The following is a 20,893-nucleotide window of genomic DNA, read 5'->3' on the forward strand; positions in this document are numbered from 1 at the left end:
CGATTTCGACGGAATTTCCCGCGGGGTACTGGTGGGAGAGGAGCGGTTGTCGCACAGTGGTGGGGTCCGTGCTTTCCTCCCACCCGCTCACAGAGGAGAAAAACGTGCCCTCCCCCCGCCCCCGTGCGCTTCCCCGCGCGCTCGCGGCCCTCAGCGCCGCCGTCCTCGCGGTCGTCCTGGGCTGGTCGGCCCCGGCCGCCGCCGACCACGTCCTGCCCCCGGGCATCCCCAGCGCCTCCACCGCCCAGAGCCAGCTCGACTCCCTCACCGTCCGGGCCAAGGGGCCCCAGACCGGCTACGACCGCGGCCTCTTCCCGCACTGGAGCGTCGTCGACAGCCCCTGCACCGCCCGCCAGTACGTGCTCGTCCGCGACGGCCACGACGTGGTCACCGACTCCGACTGCCAGCCGACCTCCGGCCGCTGGTACAGCACCTTCGACGACGTGTGGTGGGACGGCGACGTCTCCCAGATCAGCGTCGACCACATGGTTCCGCTCAGCGAGGCCTGGAAGACCGGCGCGTCCGACTGGACCACCGAGCGGCGCCGCGACTTCGCCAACGACGTCGACTCCCCCCAGCTGTGGGCGGTCACCGTCAGCAGCAACAGCGCCAAGGGCGACAAGGACCCCTCCCAGTGGATGCCGGAGAACACCGCGATCCACTGCGACTACGTCAAGGCCTGGGTCAACGTGAAGCACCGCTACGACCTCACCGTCACCTCCGCGGAGAGGTCCGCCATCCAGGACACCATCGACACCGCCTGCTAGGGCGCCACAGGGCGGGACGCGTGCCGACGAACACGCCACCGCCCCCCGGAAGGTCGGGCCCGTCTCCCCCGGAGGCGGGCCCGTCAGCGTCCTCCGGGGTTCTGGCGCGCCGTAACCCCGTCCGCTTCTCCCGTTCCGGGGCGATACTCCACTATGAAGGGGGCGAGGGCGGCGGGTCCGGGTAGGAACGACGGAACCCCGCCACGCGACGCGACCAGAAGGGCGAAGAGATGACCGGCACCAGGGGGACCCGTGGCACGACCCGCCTCGCGGTCCGCTACTTCGACGACCGCGTGCTGTTCAGCGACAGCGAGGCCTGGGCCTACTTCCGCCTGCCCACGGTCTCCTACGAGTTCACCACGCCCGAGGAGCGCCAGGCGCTGGCCACCAACGTCACCATCGCCCTCGCCGCCATCCGCATGAACGACGCCGAGGTCCACCTGCGCGTCGCCCACCGCACCTACCCGGCCGCGGAGTGGGCCACCCGGCTCGACGCCACCTCCGACTCCGGCCCCGGCTGGTACGACTACCTCGACGAGACGTACCGGCACGTGTGGGCCAAGGACTTCTGGACCAAGGAGGTCTACCTCGGCGTCCGCCTCGGCCAGCGCAACGCCGGCGCCGGACTCGGCCTGTTCTCCCAGGTCTTCGGCGCCTACCAGCGCACCGAACAGGTCCTGGGCCTCAACGACGACGCCGTGGACGACCGCGAGATCGCCCGCTGGACCGACCAGGCCGAGCGGCTCGGCCGCGCCCTGGCCGCCAGCTCGCTGCACGCCCGCCACGCCACCTCCGACGAGATCGCCTGGCTCATCCGGCACGCCGTCAGCGGCACCGCCGAGGAGATCCGCCCCTCGGCGGCCGGACGGCGCACCTGGGGCCGCGGCGAGATCGAGGCACTGGTCGACGGCGTCGTGCACAACGGCCGCTCCGCGCTGCGCCTCGAACAGCCCGCGGGGTCCACCCACGTCGCGTTCCTGTCCTTCGCCCGCTTCCCGGACCTGATGCCCTTCCCGGACGGCGAGCCCTGGATGCACCACGCCGACGCCCTCCCCTTCCCGGTGGAGATGTCCCTGCGGATGAAGCTCATCCCGCCCGCCAAGGCCTCCAAGGACGTCGGCCGCAAGCTCGCCCACGCCCGCGACATGGACGCCCACATCCGCGAGGCCGGGGTGGAGGCGCCCATCGCGCTCGCCGAGCAGATCGACGCCGCCCGCATGCTGGAGCACGGCATCACCAAGGAGCGCCTGCCCTTCGTCTACGGCTGGCACCGCCTCATGGTGTCCGCGCCCACCGAGCGCCTGCTCGGCCAGCACGTCGAGGCGGTCATCGAGCACTACCGCGACATCGGCATCGACGTCATCAACTCCACCGGCGACCAGTTCTCGCTGTTCAACGAGTCGCTGCCCGGCGACCGCATCCGCCTCAACGCCTACGCCCAGCGCCAGCCGCTGCGCACCATCGCGGGCGGCATGCCCACCGCCACCGTCGACGTCGGCGACCGCGTCGACCACTCCGGGGGCGGCTGGGTGGGCCCCTACGTCGGCGAGACCATCGGCCGAGCCCGCTCCATCGTCCACTTCGACCCCATGGTCGCCGCGGCCCGCAACCGCCCCACCGCCATCGCCATCACCGGCGAGCCCGGCGGCGGCAAGACCACCCTCGCCCTCCTGCTCATCTACCAGCTCGCCCTGCGCGGGGTCACCGTCGCCGCCATCGACCCCAAGGGCGACGCCGAGTCCCTGGTCGAACTCCTGCAAAGACGCGGCCGCAAGGCCCGCATGATGTCCCTGGGCTCGGCCCAGCCGGGCCTGCTCGACCCCTTCGCCTTCGGCGACGACCTGTCCGCCAAGAAGACCATGGCCACCGAGACCCTGCGCCTGCTCCTGCCCCGCATGAGCGAGGAGCGCGAGTCCGCCATGATCCAGGCCGTGGCCGCCGTCGCCAACCAGCCCCAGCCCTCCCTGGCCAAGGTCGTGGACCACCTGGTCTCCTCGCCCGGCGCGGCCTCGCGCAACCTGGGCGCCGTCCTGCAGTCCATGTCGGAGATGCGGCTGGCCAGCCTGTGCTTCGACCCCCAGGGCGAGGCGCGGATCGACACCGAGGGCTGGACCACCGTGTTCACCCTGGGCGGGCTCACCCTGCCCGACTCCGGCGTGGGCCGCGACGACTACTCCTACGAGCAGCGCCTGTCCGTCGCCCTGCTCTACCTGGTCTCCCAGTTCGCCCGCCGCCTGATGAACGGCCTGGACCGGCACCTGCCCAAGGCGATCTTCCTGGACGAGGCCTGGGCGGTCACCTCCACGCCCGAGGGCGCCAAGCTCGTCCCCGAGGTCTCGCGCATGGGCCGCTCCCGCAACACCGCGCTCATCCTCGTCTCGCAGAACGCGGGCGACCTCCTCAACGAGCAGGTCACCAACTGCCTGTCCTCGGTGTTCGCCTTCCGCTCCAGCGAGCGCTTCGAGGTGGAGAGCGTCATGTCCCTGCTGGGCGTGGAGACCAACGAGGACCACCTCGCCGTGCTGCGCAACCTCGGCAACGGCGAGTGCCTGTTCCGGGACCTGGACGGCAGGGTCGGGCGGATCGGCGTCGACCTGGTCTCGGAGAACCTGCTGCGCTGGCTGGACACCAACCCCACCCGCCAGCGCCCCGGCGAGGAGGAGAACCTGGTGCCCGCGGGCGGACGCGACGAGCAGCTCTAGGCGGTCAACCCAAACTGTTGCGGGTGTGACGCAGGAGCTCTCTCCCTTCCGGTGATCCTGCTGCCGGAGGCGTTGTGGGACGCCGACGGCCCCTCGGGGAGCAGGATCACCGTGGAGGGGGCGGGACGGCGGGCCCTTCCGGGCAAGGGGTGCGCGGCGCCTGGTTCGGGGCGCTCCCGGGTGGGAATCTCCTACCCTGTCGGGTTCCGCCCCGGGTGCCCGACCTCCCCAGCCCCGGCATTCCGACCCCCCACCGCTCACGAGGGACCGCCCATGCGTGAGGACGCCATCCGGCCGCGACCCGTCATCGACCCCGCCCTGCCCGACCGCCAGCGCCGGGAGGCCTCCCTGGGGGCACAGCCTCCGGAACCCCCGCCCAGAGGCGGCGGAGGGCCCCCCGAGGCCCGCCCTCCGAGGCTGTCCGACAGCGGTGTCCACCTGCTCGGCGTCGGGTTCACCACGACCCTGGCCCTGATCACGGCGGGCTGGTACCTGGGCATGGTGATCGCCAGCGTCAGCCTCGTCGCCTACGTCGCGGCCCTGGCCTTCCGGCGGGACGCCCACCCCGCCGTGCGGGCCGCGGGCGCCGCGGCGGGGGCGGGCACGCTGGTCACCGCGCCGGTTTGGCTGCTGGACGTCGTGCCCCAGGACCCCTCCCCGGGCATCCCGTGGGTGGTGTTCGGGGTGCTCGTCGCCGTGGTCACCGCCGACACCCTCACCTCGCGGGTGCGCCGGACCGACCGGGAGCGGTACCGGGAGCGCGTGGTGCTGCCCGACGACGTCAGCGAGGGCGACCACGCCCTGCTGGTGGAGGTGCAGCGCACGATCGACCTGGTGCGCGGGGCCCGGACCGAACTCGGCGGGGAGTCCCTGGACACCGACCGGGCGCTGACCGTCCTGCACGAGCAGGAGTGGCGCATCGCCTCGCTCCTGGCCCGGCAGCGCGAACTGCGCCGCTCCCACCAGCGCCGCTGGCAGCGGGCGGTCTCTCCCCGCGTCAGGGAGGCGCTCAAGCCCCAGCGAGAGCACCTGCACGCCGTCGAGGAGGCCGTGCGCGCCCGGGTCGCCCAGATCACCGAGTACGGACGCCTGGTCGAGCAGGCCGTCGCGGCCCACCGGGAGTGGGAGCAGTGCCAGGATGCGGTGGACTCGACCGCGGAGTACACCGAACACCTGGCCGCGGCGGGCTTCCTCGGCACCCGGGCCGCGGACGTCGCCGAACTCGCCGCCACCGCAGCCCTCGCCCGGCAGGTCCGCGACGAGCGCGTCAGCCGCCTGGCCGGACACGACCTGGTCGCCCACGGGTGAGCCCCCGCGGCCACCGCGTCCGGGGCGCGCGGCCGTGGGCCCCGGACACCGCGGCACCGGTTGTGACCAGCATCGCGGTAGTTGTCCGGATGCGGACAGTGGGGACTTCGGCAATCGTCCCCAAACGCCTCCGGCTTCTGACACATTGGGCGAATGAGTGAAGTCAGGGAGAGCGTCCACCCCCTCACCTCCGCCAAGGAGACGGTGTCGGTCGGGGTCGCCTCGGGCCGGGGCGGGTTCGTCGAACTCCTCCGGGACGCCCGCCGGAGCCTGCTCGACACGCTGGAGGACGGCGACCCCGGCGGGCGGGAGGTCCGCGAGGCCTCCGCCCGGCTCCACGACCACGTGGACCGGGTCCTGGCCGAACACGTCCAGCGCCAGCGCCGCTGGCCCGCCCGCACCGACGGCGAGCGCCTCACGCGCGCCTTCCGCGCCCTGGACGAGTCCGGCGTCATCGCCCGCGAGGAGTTCACCTGCTGCGAGCGCTGCGCCAGAACCGCCCTGGAGGGCGAACTCGCCGCCCGCAACTCCAGACCCGCCGACACCCCGGCGCGCGGGTACGCCTTCTACCACGACCAGGACGCCGCGCACGCGGTCGCGGGATCCTCGCTCACCATCGGCTTCGGGGCCAGCCACCCGATCCGCCGCGCCGCCGTGGGGGAGGAGGTGGCCGAGGCACTGCGCGCCCACGGGCTCACGGTCGAGTGGGACGGCGACCCCGACCGCAAGCTCCACGTCGGTATGGACTGGAACCGCCGCCGCTTCGGCCGGGGGGCCGCCTTCCCCGGGCCCGCCGTGGACGGCGAGCCCATGGTCCACGTGTCCTTCAACAACCCGGGGCCCTACGAGGTCCCCGAGTGGGTCTCCCACTACCAGGGCCGCGTGAGCGTCCGCGAGCTGTCCCGGATGGTCCTGCCCTGGCTGCCGCGCTTCTTCGTCGCCACGCTGAGCAGCGACCGGGGCCACACCATCGCCCTCGAACGCGACTTCGACCTCCTGCGCGTCCGGCACGGACCGGCGCTGTCCCGCGAGCGCGTGGAGGAGCCCCTCAGCCGCTGGGTGGTGGGCGCCGTCTGGCCGCGCGAGGAGGCCCGCTCCGCCCACACCGGGCTGGTGGAGGTCCACTACGCGGACGCCGCCGAGGAGGGCCTCGGCTTCATGGACTACGCCGAACCCCTGGAGACGGCCGCCGCGCGCCTGGTCGTCCACCAACTCACCCCGAGCAAGGGCACGTTCGCGGTGTTCACCGCCCCGAGCGGCGCCGTCGTGCAGATGGTGTGGGAGAGCGGTCCCCGGCTGTGGATGGAGAGCCCCTCGCCCGCCGAGGCCGTGTCGCGGGGCCGCTACGTCACCCTCTCCGAGGCGGAGGAGACGGTGCGCGTCCTGGCGGAGGAGGGGCGCGTGGCCCTGGCGGAGCTGGGAGAGCTGAAGCTCACCCACTGGTGAGCGGTCCGGGGCGGGCGGGGGCCGGCCGCCCGCGGCCGGCTCCCGTGGGGGCGCGGGTCCTCCGTTCGCCCGCGTTCCGCGCGTGGGGTGCCGGCGTCCCGCGGCGTTGACCGGTGTTCCGTGCCGCGCCCTCAGGCGTCGCCGTTCCCCGGTTCACGCGTTCGCGCGAACCCCAGCGCGGCCAGACCGAAGACGAGTCCGCCGACCAGGAACCAGGGGTTCCACAGCAGCAGCGTCCACATCCGCTGTTCCGGGCTGACGGTGGTCTCCCGGCCCGCGGGGTCGGCCAGCAGCATCACCTCGACGGTGACGGCGCGCAGCAGCAGCACGGCGCAGACACACCAGCCGAGGGTCCTGACCACCCGCCCCGTCGGGCCCGGGGGACGCGGCCTGGCGAGGAGCCAGCCCAGCGCGCCGCCGACGAGGCACAGCAGACCCACGCCCCACAGTCCCACCACCACGAACCACCCCGGGCGTTCCACGGCCACAGGGCCCGCCGAGACGCCCAGGCCCCAGTCGCCGCCCAGCGCCCAGTAGAGGTGGAGCACGGCGAAGGCGACCGCCCAGGCGCACGCGACGCGCCCCCACAGCCCCGACGCCGCCCCGTCCCCCCTGTCCCGCGGATCTTCGTGCATAGCGAGCAGCATGCCACCGCCCCGGCGCCCACGGTGCCGTGAGAACCAGTGCGCCCGGCCCCGGGGCCCCGCGGAGGGGCGCCCGGGACGGGGTCAGCGGAAGTCCGCGCCGAACCCGAAGTAGGCCCGGGCCCTCGCCGGGATCAGCAGCAGGCCCGCGACCGCCAGGTTCAGCAGCAGCACCAGCACGTAGACCGGCAGCTGTTCGGGGGCGTAGACCACCACCGTGAACATGTTGAGCACGAGGACCACCGCCGCGACCATCTGCAGGAGCACGACGCCCCCGTAGACCAGACGCGACCGGGTCAACAGGGCGGGCGCCGCGACCGTCGACAGCAGGCCCCAGACGTAGAGCTGGGCCATGGAGGCCCCGTTCACCTCCAGGGACCCGCTGGTGGACTCCACGGTGAACAGCACCGCCAGGACCAGCAGGTAGAGCCCGTTGAGCACCAGCATCACGGCCGCGGTGACCACGGTCGCGGGCATGCCCGTCCGGGGGCGCTCCCACGGCATCTGGGCGCCGGTGGCCGGGCCGCCGCCGTGCCCGGGGAACATCCCCGGGTGCCCGGGGCCGCCGACCGGCTGGCCGGGCAGCGGGCCCCGCCCCGTCGGCGTGCCCGCGGAGGGGAAGGGGAGGGAGAACTGGCCGGTCGCCCCGGGGGGCGGCTGCGGCGCGGGCTGGCGGCCAGCTGCGTGCGGTGCCTGCGGGTAGGCCCCGGGACCCGTGCCCGGGCCGTGCGCCGCCGTGCCGCCGGGGAGGTTCGGGCCGGTCTGACCGCCCGGGAAACCGGGACCGTGGGGGCCGGAGGGGAACGCCGGGTTGTGGGGTCCGCCCGCGAACCCGGGGCCGCCGGGACCGTGGGGGGTGTGGGGCCCGCTCGGGAACGCCGGCCCGCCCTGAGGAGCGCCGGGGCTGTTCGGGCCGCCCGGGGCCGCGTGCCACGGCGGGTGGGGGCCGGTGCCGGGAGCGCCCTGGCCCGGACCCGCCTGACCGGGGGTCCCCGGACCCGCGACGGGGAACGGCGGTCGGTAACCCCCCGAAGGGCCGGTGGGCACGGCGCCGCCTGGCGCGCTCTGCGCTCCGGTGCCGGGAGCCCTCCACGAGCCGCTGTCCGCCTCCTGGGGGCCGGTGAGGGGCAAGGGCTGCCCCCCGGTGCCGGGGGAGTCCTGCGCCCCGGCGCCGACGCCGCCGTCGCCCTCCTGCGCCTGCTTCTCCCGCTCCAGGAGGGCCAGCGCCTCGTCGGGGCTGGGCCGCGCCGAGGCGTCCCGGGCCAGCAGCGCCGCGATCAGCGCCCGCAGCGGCGCGCTCGCGGGGCTGTGCTCCGCGTCGTCCAACGACAGCCGCGGAGGCATCGGCGCGGTCAGCACCGCGCTGATGATCCCCGTGATGCTCTCCCGTTTGAAGGGTGAGCGGCCCTCCAGGAGCGCGTACAGGGTGACGCCCAGGCTCCACAGGTCCGACGCGGGCAGCGCGCGCTTGCCCTCGAACCGCTCCGGCGCCATGTACTCGGGCGAACCGATGTACACGCCGGTCTGGGTGAGGGCGGCGCCGCCGTCGACGTTCGCGATCCCGAAGTCGGTCAGCACGGTCCGGTCGTCGTCGGTGAGCATGATGTTGGCGGGCTTGACGTCGCGGTGGGTGACCCCGCCCGCGTGCACCGCCTTCAGACCGCCGAGCAGCGACCTGGCGGCCTCCTCGACCCGCTCCACCGGCATCGGACCGTGGTGGTCCAGCTGGTACTGGAGGGACTTGCCGCTGAGCAGTTCCATCACGATCCACGGGCTGTCCTCGTGTTCGAGGACGTCGTGGACCGTCACCACCGCCGTGTTGCTGATCCGCGCGGTGGCCTGGGCCTCGCGCAGTGTGCGGGCGTGCGCCTCGGCGCGGGCCTCGGGGTCCATGCCCTGGGGGAGGAGGACCTCCTTGATGGCCACGTCACGCTGGAGGGAGGGGTCCCAGGCGCGCCACACGGTGCCCATCCCGCCGGCGCCGAGCCTCTCCCGCAGCTCGTAGCGGCCGACGGAGGAGTGACCGGAGGCGGACATAGGCGCGCATCCCTTCAGGGGGTCGGGAGAGGGGTGACGATGCGCAGGACAATCTATCCGAGAAAAGCCCTACAGCAGCACTTTGTGACACTCGTCCGTGTTTCCTGAACCATTCTCCCTCCATTGCGGACAGTTCCCCACACCCCGGTGCGAGGGTGGCCGGTAGCGGTCACCCGCGCGGCACGGTACGGCGCGAAGAGGGGGACGGGACCCCTCGTTTCGGGTGTTCGCGAAATGTCATTCCGTGACCGCCGAGGCGTTCTCCTCGGCCTCTCCCGGCCTGGCCGGTCGGACGTGTCCGGACAGTTCCACCATGCCGATGCGGGGAACTCCGTGGTGGGAACGCCCGTCTCATCGGTCGGCGGATCCGTGGAGAGCGTGGCCCCGACGCCCTCGGCGATCACCATGCGGGCCTGGAGCGACCCGACGGCGTCGTCCGCCGAGACGGCGATGACGACGTCCCCGTGTTCCTCGCACGACCGTGATCCACCCTCCAGGTCGCACCCCTCGTACACAGGCGTCCACGCCGGGTCGTCCGTCCCCTCCAGGGGGTGGCTGCGCGGGGTGGGACCGAACCCGTCGGGCTCGGGGGAGGGGTCGACGGGCACGTACCTCGTACCGGCGGTCCAGGGGTCCTCGTGGAACCACGTCTGCGCCGGTTCCCAGTCGGGCGAGTCCAACACGGCGATCACCGGGGGGAAGCCGGCGACGTCGCGCACGAGCTCGGCCCGGGCCCGCCGGTCCTCCTCCTCGGCCGTCATCCACGACATGCCCGCGAGCAGCAGCGACGCCGCGACGACCGGGGAGAGCGGGAGGGCGAAGAGCTGTCCGGGTGGGAAGGGGCTGTTGAGTCGGAAGGGAACAGGGCGATGCCGTTGTGGACCTAGGTCAGGTTTCGGTCCTGCGGCAATGCGGACTCGGGGTTCCACCGAAGGCGGTTCTGGTATCGGGTGTCAGTCCGGTTGATGTCTCGGTGTCCGCTTTTGATGGTGAAACTGAGTGTGACGCCCCTCATAGTGCGGAGGTGGCTAGGAAATTGTGGCCTTGTGGTTTCTGGGTGTTTCGGAAGGCCGTTCGCACCCGCTACCTGCGCAAACGTTGGCAGAGGTCGTCTTTGTCCTCCGGGGTCTGGCCACATCGGGGGAGAGAAGGGGAAAACCCGACGCGTTGCGCCGGTTCCCCGACCCGCTGATGGCGCACCATAGAGGATGGGGTAGAGACATGCGGGGGCCTTGCGGTCGCGCACGGCCGCGTGCGGTGTGCACGCGTGTACGGGCGCATCGACGGGGCCCCGGTGTCTGCGAACATCGCCTTCGGCCGAACCACGACGCAGGAGCCAGCAGATGACGCATCAGCACGTCCGACGGCGGGGATGGCGACGCCTCCTGATGACGTTCCTCATGCTGACCGGTCTCGTCGTGCTGCCCCTCACCGGGGCCCAGGCGAACCCGCTGTGCCCGGGCGAGCCCGCGCCGCTGCCGGAGTCGGCGGGAAGCGGTTCCGACGGCCTGCTCGTGCCCCCGCAGTCGCAGTCCTCCATCGAGGGCTCCACGGACGGTCTGCCGCCCGACGCCAGCATGTACGGCCAGTACGGCACCGCCGGGCAGCAGTGGCACATGATCACCGAGTCCTGCGTCGACGGGATCAGCAACGGCGCGCAGGCGACCCTGGCCAACACGGCCTGGGACCTGTCCAAGACCATCAACCAGTCGACGATCACGGTGTACCAGGCCGCGACCTCCGACGGTCTCCTCGCCAGCTTCAACGAACTCGTCGAGAACGTGGTCGTCACGCTGAGGGAGGGCATCTGGCGTCCGCTGATCCCCACGGTCGTCATCCTCGGGGCCCTGTGGCTGGGCTGGTACGGGCTCATCCGGAAGCGGATGACGCTCACGATCGAGTCCAGCGTCTGGATGGTCGCGGCGACGGCCCTGGGGCTGTGGATCCTCGTCAACCCGTCCCAGATCATGGGTATGGCCAGTGGCCTGGTGAACTCCGGCAGTCAACTGGTGACGAGCACGATCGGGCAGGTGCCCTACGGAGGCGGTTCGGGGACATGCCCCTCAGGGGCAGAGCCACCGGAGCGCGCTGATTGGGAGTCCGAGGCCGACTTCCAGGTCAGGCGCAACGCGGACATGCTGTGGTCCAGTCTCGTCTGCCAGCCCTGGCTCGCCGGGCAGTTCGGCAACAGCGATGTTGGCGAGGTAGCCGCCTCGTTCCATGCAACTGACCTGATAGCTGCTCAGGGGATCAGCAGAATTGAGCAGCAGCAGATCGCTGACGAGGAGATCGACGCCAACGAACTCGTTGCGGAGAAGCAGGAGGCCTATGAGGCCATCGCCGCTGACGTGCAGGAGTTCTATCCCAGCGTCTACCCTCTCTTCGCGGGCGATGACCAGGGAAGCCGTCTGGGAGTGGCCACGCTCGCGCTTTTCGCCTCGGTCTTCGCCGGGGGACTGATCCTCGCGGGGTCCGTGGCGCTCATCGTGCTGAAGATCGCCTTCCTCCTGCTCTTCCTCCTCGCTCCCATATTCCTGCTCATCGGCATCCACCCGGGCTACGGACGCATGGTCCTGCTGCGCTGGGTCGAGCTGATGATCGGCTTCCTGCTCAAACAGATCTTCGTCGTACTCCTGATCTCGCTCCTGGTCATGTGCTACGGCATGGTCATGTCCACCAGCCTCGGCTGGGGCCTGCAGATGATCCTGCTGGCGCTCTTCACCGTGGCCCTCTTCGTCTACCGCAAGCCTTTCGCTTACCTGTTCTCCTCGGTCAACGCGAACACCTTCACCTCGCGCATCGTCAGTGACGCCGCGCAGAGCCAGGCGCTCAGCCGGAGCGCTGTGGTGCTGCCGCCGGTCGCCAACCTCAAGGCGCAGGCCTGGGGGCTGCGCCGGGGGCCGCAGATCGCCGGAGCGGCCGCGGGGGTCCCCGCGGGCGGGGGAGGGGTCCCGAACGGCGGTGTGGACACCGGGATCGGCGACGAGGTCCCGGCCGACGGCGGTCCGGTCCGCGCGGACGGAGCGCGGGCACGCGGCACCGCCGGGTACGGCAGGGTCCGCGACAACGCGGCCCCGCCGCTCAACGTCACCAGGAGCGCTCCGGCCGGCGGCGGTGGCGGCACCCGGCCCGCCGGGTCCGCGCGCAGCGGTGACCAGGCGCCGAGCCTCTCCGGTGGCAGCGCGGCCTCCGGGGCGATTCCGCCCCGACCCAGCGGCGGCTACACCGGCACCGGCGACAGCGGCTGGGCCTCCGTGTTCGGCACCGCCTCGGGGGGCCGTGGCGGCTCCGAGCGCCGGGACGGCGGTGGAAGCAGTGGCGGCGGTTCGGTGTTCGGCGGGGGCGCCCCCGCGGCCGGGAGCGGACGCGCCGCGAGTTCCGAGCGGCCCGAACCCAGTACCGGCCAGGGCATCTTCGGTGGACGCGCGGACACCCCGGCCCGGGGCAACCCGAACGCCAGGGCGTCGCGCTGGGGCTCACCGAGGGAGCGGCGCGAACGCCCCGCCCCCCAGCGTCCCGCCCGTCCCGCGCCCTCCGGTGAGAGCCGGGGCCGGGGCGATGGCGACGGCGGTTGGCTGACCGGGTCCGGCAAGCGCAGGGACAACGCTCCCATCACCCCCTTCTGGGGGGAGAGCGGTTCCTCCACGACGAGGGACCGCAAGCGGGACGTCCCCTTCTGGTTGAACGACGACTGACGAACAAAGGCCCGAAGCGATGCCCAACCCTCTCCCCGAACGCGCCCAGCGGGCTGTCTTCACCGGACTGATCGTCGTGCTGGTCGTCTTTGGGCTCTACCTGAGCCTCGGAGGCTTCGGGGGCGCCGAGGAGGACGATCCCTCCTCGGCCTCCCCGGAACCCGGAACCGACCAGGAGGAGTCGCCGGGCGGACCCGGCGGCCCGGACGGGCTGTCCACCGTCGAGCCGAGCCCGATCCCGACCACCGCCGCCGAGGACGTGGACGTCCTCGACTGGTTCCCCTTCACGGAGGCGGAACTCCAGGCGGCCGGTGCGGCGGCCCGGGCCTTCGCCGAGGCCTACGGAACCATCGACTACACCCAGTCCCCCGAGTCCTACTACGCCTCGATGGAGGAGCTTGCCACCCCCGAGTTCGCCGGGGTGCTGGCCGAGACCAGCAGGGTCGGCGCCTTCTGGAGCGAGATGTCCGAGGCCGGGGCGGTCGCCGAGGGGCGGGCCCAGGTCGACTCGGTACGGACCTTCGGCGCCGACTCGGTCACCTTCGTCGTGACGGCGCAGTCCATCACCGAGACGGGGAGCGCCGAGTTCGACGAGAACCTCGGTGAGTTCGCCGTCACCGTGGTGCGCAGCGGCGGCTCCTGGAGGGTCTTCGACTTCCAGCCCGCCGACGCCGGGCAGTTCGGAGAGGAGTGACCCCGTGATCTCCCTTTTCACCCGCAGGCCCTCTGATAGGGGTGCGGCGGGCCTGTGGTTCGGCGCAGCCGTCGCTATCGCGGTCGCCCTGATGACCGTGTTCGCGATGCTGGTGATCCCCGTGATCACCAACACCACCCAGCAGATCGGCTCCATGATGGCGAACGGCCTGGTCTGCGGGCCGGACACGGACGCCGAGCAGCCGGACGCGAGCGGCTACGCCATGGACTCCATTCCGGAGAACTACCTGCGGATCTACATGGAGGTCGGGGAGGACCGCGGGATCCCGTGGAACATCCTCGCGGGTGTGGGCCAGGTCGAGTCCCACCACGGGCGCTGGGAGGGCCCGGGGATCACCGAGGGGCACAACGACTGGGGTGCGGCCGGGCCGATGCAGTTCGGTTCCCTGGACGGCTCCGCGGCGGGCAACAGCTGGGGCGGCGAGCCCGTGCAGCCGGTGGACGAGCGCCCCGAGCAGGGGTACGGCGTCGACGGAAACGACGACGGGATCGTCAGCGTCTACGACCCCGCCGACGCGATCCCGGCCGCGGCCGACTACCTGATCGCCCACGGCCTGAAGGAGGACGTCCGGCAGGCCATCTACGGCTACAACCACGCCTGGTGGTACGTGGACGACGTGCTGGAGTGGGCGCAGCAGTACGCGGAGGGGGAGTACGACACGTCGGGTTCCATCGAGACCGCGGTCGCCTGCCAGCTCGACGCGCAGGGCGCCCCGATCGGGAGCGCCCCGGACGAGCTGACCCAGGCCGTGGTCGACTGGGCCCTGGCCCAGCGCGGCAAGCCCTACGTCTGGGGCGGCGTCGGCCCGAACGGGTTCGACTGCTCCGGTCTGATGCAGAAGGCCTACGAGAGCATCGGCGTCACCATTCCGCGGATCTCCCAGGACCAGTGGGGTTTCGGCCCCGAGGTCTCCCAGGGGGAGGAACAGCCTGGCGACCTGGTGTTCTTCCATGTGAGCCGGGCGGGGGAGCCCCCCGGCCCGGGGCACGTGGGCATGGTGATCGGCGACGGGCTGATGGTCGAGGCCTGGTGCACCAACTGTGGTCCGATCGCGGTGCGCGAGTACGATGACCCCAATCGTGCGGACATCATGGGTTTCACGCGTCCGCTGGAGCACCCGGACGTGCAGGCCCAGTTGGAGGCGCAGGACAGTCGTGGTTGACCAGAAGGCACCGCCCGGCAAGCAGGGGCTGCACGGGTGGAAGGCCGCCGCGGCGGTTTTCGGGTGCGGAACCCTTGCTGCCTTCGGTGTTTTCGGCGTCGTCGTTGCACTCCTCGGTAGCTTTCTGACGACCCTGACTTCGGGTTTTGGTGATACGGAGCAGCCTCCGGGAGCAGCCGGGGCAGGGGCAGCTGAAACCACTTCGCCACGAGACGAATTTGTGGCGGACAAGTTTGACCTTTGCCGTATATCTTTGCCTTCTATATCAGGCGTAAGCCTTAATCTTAACGAAGATTCGGAAGGTCCAGTAGACACGGCCATTGAAGGTGGGGAGCCTTCAGAAGATAGCCTTGTCCGTTCCGACGAGTGTTCCGGTGTCGTGCATCCAACGGCCACCACAACTACTCCTTGGAGCTTTCATTTCTCCTATCGCGCTGTTATCTTCTCCCCGGATGGCGGTCGAGACCAACTATCCCAAGGTGATCTGGAGCAGTGGAGGGATGAGGCTGAGGCTTCATTGCCTGGTTTCCAGGAAAGCGAGAATTTGGATTTCCTGGATCAGGCCTACTACGTTTATGGAGCGACCCCCAATGGCGGGTCTGAGTACATAGCGATAGCCCGAAAAAGGAGCGCCGTTCTCCAGTTCTCCATGGTGTCGGAGGATGGAAACACCCCTGCGCACTTCGAGAACGAGGTGGCCAAGTTCGAAGATCACCTCGACCTGGCTTTGCAGAACCTTATCCCGGAGTGAGGCGGCAGGGTGGAACCCATCGTCCTTCCCACGTCCACGGCATCTGGACCGTCGTGGGCATCCACGGTTCTGGACCGGTCAGGCGACTCCGGCCATGAAGTGGTGGCGGCACAGGGTCGCGTACGACTCGTTGCCGCCGATGTGCACCTGCTCGCCCTCGTAGATCATGACCCCGTCCACCACACGCGCGTTGTGGGTGGCGCGGCCGCCGCACCAGCAACGCGCGGACACCGGCAGGACCTCGATCTTGTCGGCGAGTTCCACCAGGCGCTTCGAGCCGGGGAACAGCTGCCCCTGGAAGTCGGTGAGGATCCCGTAGCAGTACACGTCGATCCGCATCCCGTCCACCACGCCCGCGAGCTGTCCCACCTGCTTGTAGGACAGGAACTGGGCCTCGTCGCAGATGACGTAGGGGGCCTTGCGGTCGGCGATGTCGTCGTACAGGTCCAGGTCGTCGCCCACCTCCACGGCGGGGGACTCCAGGCCCAGGCGGGACGAGATGATGCCCGCTCCGGCGCGGTCCTGCTTCGTGTACAGCACTCCTTCGCCGCCGCGTGAGTGGTGCTCCTGGAGGGCCATCGTGCTCTTGCCCGAGTTCATCGAACCTGTGAAGTACTTCAGCTCCGCCATGTCTCTTCCTGTGTCGCGGGCGCTGGCGCTGTCGACGGCTCGGGCTCGTCACCGTGTCGGGCTTCCTGCCGTGGCCAGCAGTGAACATACCAGTGACGTGCGGGACCTCCCGAACCACCGCCCGCCCGCCTTGCGCATCCCCGTTCGCCGCTTCCTCCTCCTCGCGGCCCCTCGCGTCCTCCTCGTTGGGAAGGGCCCTCCCCGACGAGGAGGACGCGAGGGGCGCGGTGTTTTCGGTCTCACCGCCTTCGGACACTGATCGGACCGGAAGCCGGGGGTATGGGATGCGGCACCTGCCATTTCCCCTTCCTGCGCCTTCTGGGCGGCCGTCGGAACCGTGAGGGTGCGCCTTCTGTGAAGTGTGTGCACGGGGTGTGGTCGTGTCTGCCGGTGTGAGCGCGAAGCTGTACACGCCTGACCAAAGGCAGGCGCGCCGCGCAGAAGTTGAGTCCGCTTCGATATATTTGATGCCCCATGTCCGAATCGCTCGGAAGTGGAATTGGCGAGGGGGAAGCGGCATTGCGGCGTGCTCAGGTCACCAGGCTCGTGGAGAGTCAGTGGTTCTCCAACATCGTGCTCGCGGTGATTCTGGTCAATGCCGTGATTTTGGGTTGGATGACTTATGGGGGTTCCGCCCTTCCGTATCTGGTGGTCATCGAGTACGTCGTCGTCGGCGTGTTCGTCGTCGAGATGATCCTCAAGATCCACGCCTGGCGGGGGCGGTTCTTCCGGAGCGCCTGGAACTGGTTCGACTTCCTGGTGGTGCTGGTCTCGGTGATCCCGGCCACCGGCCCGTTCGCCGTGCTCCGCATCCTGCGGGTGCTGCGGATCCTGCGGGTGATCACCGCCGTCCCGCAGATGCGGCAGATCATCACCGCGCTGTTCAAGGCCATGCCGGGGGTGGGAACGGTGATCGGCCTGCTCCTGGTGGTCATCTACACCTCGGCGATCATCGCCCACCAGCTGTTCGGTGAGGCCGTGCCGGTGTTCTTCGGCAATCTGGGCACGTCGCTGTACACGATGTTCCTGCTGATGACGACGGAGGGCTGGCCGGACGTCTCGGACGCGGTGCTGGCGGAGCATCCGACGGCCTGGATCTTCTTCGTGTGCTACATCGTGCTGACGGCGTTCATCATGCTGAACCTGGTCATCGCGGTGATCGTCACCTCCCTGGAGCAGGAGATCAGCGAGGTCCGCTGGGCCGAGGACCAGCAGTTGGAGGAGGTCCAGCACGAGGCGGTCATGGCCCGCCTGGTGGAACTCGGGCAGCAGGTCGAGCGCCTGGACCGGATGCTGCGCGAGCGGGACGCGGACCCCGGCGCCGCCGGCCTTCCGGGGAGCGTCCAGGCGGACCGGGCGACCCAGACAGCCCAGGCCGTCCGGACGATCCAGCCCGGGGAGCCGGCCGAGTCCGTCCGGCGCGGGAACGGGGACGCGGCGCAGCCGCCGCCTCCCTCACCCCTGTAGCCGAACAGACGCGGGCCCGGAGGCGGGCTGCCGGGTGTCCGCGTGCTCGTGTCACGCCCCGCGGACCAGAGGCGGCGACACGGGCGGGGGGAGGACGTGGGCGCTCGCAGCTCCCGGCCACGAACGTCGTTGAGGCGGGTGGACCGCCCGGAGACGGGGAGCGAGTGTTCCTCCGGCCCTGCATCGAGTCCAGCGGCTTCCCCGACTCGGCGGCCTCCGGGCCTCCATGCTCCGCGCGGTTTCCGGTCCCCCGTCTGTCATCCCGAACTGCTAGGCATGGGGGCAGTATTTCACCCCCTGAAGCCCGAGAAGAGAGTCCTCATGTCCGACCTCACCGAGTTCGCGGGCCTGCCCGTGGTCGAGTTCCCCGCCAGAGGCACGTGGGAGGAACGGCTCGAACGTATCCGGGAACGGGGCGGCGACCCGCGCGACCCCGCCTCCAGGGCCTGGCGGCTGCGGACCAGCGAGCACCTCCTAAAGACCCCCGAGGACAAGGGCGCCGACTACCTGGCCCGGTTCCTGTCCGAGGTGGACACCGGGCAGTTGACGGCACTCGTCATCGGTGAATGGGGTTATGCCTCCGACGGGGGTCTGTACCAGGCCGCGGACCTGCTGGTCGAGCACGCCGACGCGCTGCCGAACCTGCGCTCGGTCTTCTTCGGTGACATCACCTTCGACGAGTGCGAGCTGTCCTGGATCTCCCAGCCCGACCTGGCGCCGCTCGTGGCCGCCTTCCCCCGGTTGGAGGAGCTGACGGTGAAGGGCGCCGACGGCATAGAGGGGCAGCTCGGGCTGCACGTGCCCTCACACGAGGCGCTGCGCTCCCTCACCCTGGAGAGCGGGGGCCTGCCGGGCCGGGTCGTGCGCGAGGTGGCGTCCTCGGGTCTGCCCGCGTTGGAGCACCTGGAGCTGTGGCTGGGGATGGAGGAGTACGGCGGCAGCACCTCCCCGCAGGATCTGGCGCCGGTGCTCTCGGGCGAGGCGTTCCCCCGGCTGAGGTACCTGGGCGTGCGCAACGCCGAGCACTGGACCGAGTGGGTTCCGGTGCTGGCCGGGGCACCCGTCGTCAAGCGCCTGGAGGTGCTCGACCTGTCCCTGGGCATCCTGACGGACCAGGGTGCCAGGGAACTCGTCGACCGGGCCGAGGCATTCTCCGGACTGCGCAAGCTCGACCTGCACCACCACTTCCTGAGCGAGGGGATGGTGGAGCGGGTGCGGGCCGCGTTCGCCGGAACCGGGGTCGAGCTCGACCTCGACGAAGGGAGGGACGACGAGGACGAGGACTACGACGAGGACGAGGAGCCCTACTACTACACCGCGGCTTCCGAGTAGCAGGGTCGCGTGCCCGGAGGGAAAGTCCGACCAGTGGGGGGCTCGGTCCGGTCGGGGTGACGCGGGGCCGCGCGTCATCGCCCGTCGCCGTGTGTACCCGTAGGGCGGGTTGGGCAGTGGGATTCCGGCAACGGAAAGACACGACAACGACGGCGAGGAGGTTGTCATGGCTGAGCCCGAGAGCCCGCTCAAGGACAAGAACTACAACCTGGTCTGGGCCGTCCACCAGTCGCTGGAGAACGTCTGGCGCCTGGAGGGCTACATCAAGGACGCCGAGAAACAGGGCGACGACGAGCTCGCCCAGTGGTTTCGCCGGATCCAGGAGAACAACCAGAAGGCCGGCGAGCAGGGCAAGAAGATGCTCGTCGAGCGCATCAAGAAGGAGAACGGCTGAGGCACCGCGAAAGCGGCTCCACCAGCCGAGGCGGTTGACTCCGCCCCTCTCCTGATCCCGGCACCGAAAGGCGCCCTCGTTCCATCGGGGGCGCCTTCTCGCGTTCGAGCCGGCGTTCGGGTGCCACCGAGGCGCGCGTGACCGGTCCCGGCCACGGTGATGGGTTTCCTCGGTCTGGCTCCATGTCACCGTTCCGCGGTAGGAACGAGTGAGACGACTTCTGCGACCCCAGGGAAGGGTGTTATCCGTGAACGACGAGCAGGAGGACGGGCGCTGGACTCCCGAGGAGTGGGAGGAGATCAAGGCGCACCGTTCCCGCTACGCCGAGATCAAGCGCCGCGAGCGTCTGGGTGGGGCAGTGGAAAACGTGATGAGCGTCTATCAGTACTTGCATCATCTGGCAGACGAGGGCTCGGACGAGGCACGGAAGTACGATCGCCTTTTCAACTTCTACATGGACGTGGAGAAGAGCCTTTGGAAGATGACTAGGGAGGAGCAGGACGAGATCCTGGAGGAGTACCCCCGTCTGGTCGCGGCGCTCAAGGAAGAGCACGGCATTGAATGGTGAGGGAAGCCTTTCCGAGTCCCAGCGGGAGTGGCTGGTTCAGACGAGGATCAGGCAGATCACCCCGGCTGAGGAGCCTTCCAGAGCACCTGGTGAGCGTCCACGGGCGGTCATTCTCGGTGGTCAACCTGGATCGGGGAAGAGCTCGTCTCAGAGGCTTGTCCAAGACGAACTCGGTCAATCGCGGACTGCCTTGTACGACGGTGACGACCATGCCAAACGCCATCCTCTCTACGGGAGGATCGCCAAGGAGCACCCCTTCAACGGGCAGCGGATAGTTGAGCAGCATCTTCCCGATGATCTCCACCAGCGGTGCATGGACCATTTGAGAGCTGGTGAGACCAAGTACGACGTCGTCGCCAGCCACCCCCTTGGCCGGAAGGACTGGGCGGAAGGGTGGGTCAGGGGCTTCTCCGACGAGGGTTACCACGTCAGTGTCGCCTTCGTCGCCACCCACGACTCCAACAGCCTGCTGGGTATCGCGGACAGGTACCAGAGCTCACGTGATGAAGAAGGCGTGGGAAGGTGGCTTCGGCCCGAAGCCCATGACCGGTTCTACTCCGAGATCCCCGACGTCGCCCACCATCTGGAGTCCCGGGGGCTCGTCGACTCCATGTACGTCACCAACCGCGACGGCGGCCTCCTGTACGAGAACCATCGCGGTCCCGACGGGAACATGCGCGATCCGCTGGGCGCCCGCGACACCATCGTCCGGGAGCGCGCCCGGGAGCCGACAGCCGCGGAGGTCAGCCACTTCGCGTCACGTATGGCCTACCTACGAGATCCGGAACGGTTAGGGCCTGATCAGGAGGCCGAACCCGTCCACCCCCTCGTCTCCGAGACTGCCGCAGAGGCCGAGCGGCGCCACAGGGAGCACCGGCTGGAGAGCGCGGGCAGAAAGGGACCTTCGGTGTCGGAGACCACCCTCCCCGAGGCACTCCGGAAGGCAGTCGGACGCGACGCCGAACGGATCGCCGGACCTGGGCGGGAAACCCCCGAACCCCGGCACTCCCCTGAACAGTCCTCGCCCCCAAGCCCAGCTCCGTCCCCGCCTCCACCCTCTCCCACTCCGGAGCCCGCCACCGAACGCGTCGGCAGCGCACTCCAGGACCGTTCCAAGGACCTTGACGCCAAACTCGAACGGATCCGGCGGGAGCGGCTCCTCCGCGAGGAATCCCGGAACCCGGTTGCGGAGCGAGACAACCGCCGCCACAGGGAGACCAGCGACGACCTCGGCCGCGAGGTCCTGGAGCCCGAGCGCTGACCACGGCCCCCAGC

The 20,893-nt window shown here is 70.4% G+C and carries 17 protein-coding genes; 13 read left to right on the forward strand and 4 right to left on the reverse strand.

The window, feature by feature from the left end; translation table 11 throughout:
* The first annotated feature begins 104 nt into the window (after positions 1-104).
* From UIS43_RS22230 to UIS43_RS22245, 4 genes are all read left to right on the forward strand, one after another.
* Positions 105-767 (forward strand): HNH endonuclease family protein, encoded by a 663-nt coding sequence (locus tag UIS43_RS22230; protein ID WP_370011559.1) that lies wholly within the window; start codon positions 105-107, stop codon positions 765-767.
* A gap of 230 nt (positions 768-997) precedes the next feature.
* Positions 998-3,469, forward strand: coding sequence for an ATP-binding protein (locus tag UIS43_RS22235; protein WP_370011562.1), 2,472 nt, complete (start codon positions 998-1,000; stop codon positions 3,467-3,469).
* A gap of 273 nt (positions 3,470-3,742) precedes the next feature.
* Positions 3,743-4,777, forward strand: a complete 1,035-nt coding sequence (locus UIS43_RS22240) for a hypothetical protein (RefSeq protein ID WP_370011563.1) — start codon at positions 3,743-3,745, stop codon at positions 4,775-4,777.
* Between the two features lie 153 nt (positions 4,778-4,930).
* Positions 4,931-6,223: a hypothetical protein gene (locus UIS43_RS22245; RefSeq protein WP_013151199.1), complete on the forward strand. Its 1,293-nt coding sequence runs from the start codon at positions 4,931-4,933 to the stop codon at positions 6,221-6,223.
* 131 nt (positions 6,224-6,354) lie between these two features.
* Here the strand turns inward: UIS43_RS22245 and UIS43_RS22250 are convergent, their stop codons facing one another.
* The 3 genes from UIS43_RS22250 to UIS43_RS22260 form a co-directional block, all read right to left on the reverse strand.
* The gene (locus UIS43_RS22250; RefSeq protein WP_083555192.1) at positions 6,355-6,858 is read right to left on the reverse strand and encodes a DUF3995 domain-containing protein; all 504 of its coding nucleotides are present in this window, start codon (positions 6,856-6,858) and stop codon (positions 6,355-6,357) included.
* Between the two features lie 93 nt (positions 6,859-6,951).
* Entirely contained in the window at positions 6,952-8,904 is a 1,953-nt protein-coding gene (locus UIS43_RS22255; RefSeq protein WP_071621290.1) for a serine/threonine protein kinase, read from the reverse strand.
* 53 nt (positions 8,905-8,957) lie between these two features.
* Positions 8,958-9,665, reverse strand: coding sequence for a hypothetical protein (locus UIS43_RS22260; protein ID WP_370011567.1), 708 nt, complete (start codon positions 9,663-9,665; stop codon positions 8,958-8,960).
* Positions 9,666-10,247: 582 nt separating this feature from the next.
* Here UIS43_RS22260 and UIS43_RS22265 point away from each other — a divergent pair.
* The 4 genes from UIS43_RS22265 to UIS43_RS22280 are packed head-to-tail and all read left to right on the forward strand — an operon-like array spanning position 10,248 to position 15,227.
* Positions 10,248-12,599 carry a type IV secretion system protein gene (locus UIS43_RS22265; protein WP_370011569.1) on the forward strand — a complete coding sequence of 784 codons (2,352 nt, stop codon included), beginning with the start codon at positions 10,248-10,250 and terminating at the stop codon, positions 12,597-12,599.
* A gap of 19 nt (positions 12,600-12,618) precedes the next feature.
* A complete protein-coding gene (locus UIS43_RS22270) occupies positions 12,619-13,293 on the forward strand; it encodes a hypothetical protein (RefSeq protein WP_370011572.1) in 675 nt (224 codons plus the stop codon).
* Between the two features lie 4 nt (positions 13,294-13,297).
* A complete protein-coding gene (locus tag UIS43_RS22275; protein WP_370011574.1) occupies positions 13,298-14,476 on the forward strand; it encodes an NlpC/P60 family protein in 1,179 nt (392 codons plus the stop codon).
* Positions 14,469-15,227: a hypothetical protein gene (locus UIS43_RS22280; protein WP_370011577.1), complete on the forward strand. Its 759-nt coding sequence runs from the start codon at positions 14,469-14,471 to the stop codon at positions 15,225-15,227. The genes UIS43_RS22275 and UIS43_RS22280 overlap by 8 nt, the downstream gene beginning before the upstream one ends.
* A 78-nt stretch (positions 15,228-15,305) precedes the next feature.
* Here UIS43_RS22280 and UIS43_RS22285 read toward each other — a convergent pair whose 3' ends face one another.
* Complete coding sequence (locus UIS43_RS22285) at positions 15,306-15,857, reverse strand: thymidine kinase (protein ID WP_013151206.1); 552 nt, start codon at positions 15,855-15,857, stop codon at positions 15,306-15,308.
* A gap of 615 nt (positions 15,858-16,472) precedes the next feature.
* Here UIS43_RS22285 and UIS43_RS22290 point away from each other — a divergent pair.
* The 5 genes from UIS43_RS22290 to UIS43_RS22310 all read left to right on the forward strand — a co-directional run bounded on the left by UIS43_RS22290 (position 16,473) and on the right by UIS43_RS22310 (position 20,879).
* Positions 16,473-17,324, forward strand: coding sequence for an ion transporter (locus UIS43_RS22290; protein WP_370011581.1), 852 nt, complete (start codon positions 16,473-16,475; stop codon positions 17,322-17,324).
* A 321-nt stretch (positions 17,325-17,645) separates the two neighbouring features.
* Positions 17,646-18,656 (forward strand): STM4015 family protein, encoded by a 1,011-nt coding sequence (locus UIS43_RS22295; RefSeq protein ID WP_370011584.1) that lies wholly within the window; start codon positions 17,646-17,648, stop codon positions 18,654-18,656.
* A gap of 166 nt (positions 18,657-18,822) precedes the next feature.
* On the forward strand, positions 18,823-19,050 hold the full coding sequence (locus tag UIS43_RS22300) for a hypothetical protein (RefSeq protein WP_013151209.1): 228 nt from the start codon (positions 18,823-18,825) through the stop codon (positions 19,048-19,050).
* A 247-nt stretch (positions 19,051-19,297) separates the two neighbouring features.
* Positions 19,298-19,618: a hypothetical protein gene (locus UIS43_RS22305; protein WP_094800922.1), complete on the forward strand. Its 321-nt coding sequence runs from the start codon at positions 19,298-19,300 to the stop codon at positions 19,616-19,618.
* Positions 19,608-20,879, forward strand: coding sequence for a zeta toxin family protein (locus tag UIS43_RS22310; RefSeq protein ID WP_358456212.1), 1,272 nt, complete (start codon positions 19,608-19,610; stop codon positions 20,877-20,879). Before UIS43_RS22305 ends, UIS43_RS22310 begins: the two co-directional genes overlap by 11 nt.
* Positions 20,880-20,893 lie beyond the last annotated feature (14 nt).

Source organism: Nocardiopsis sp. LDBS0036 (assembly GCF_041228755.1).
Taxonomy (GTDB): Bacteria; Actinomycetota; Actinomycetes; order Streptosporangiales; family Streptosporangiaceae; genus Nocardiopsis; species Nocardiopsis dassonvillei.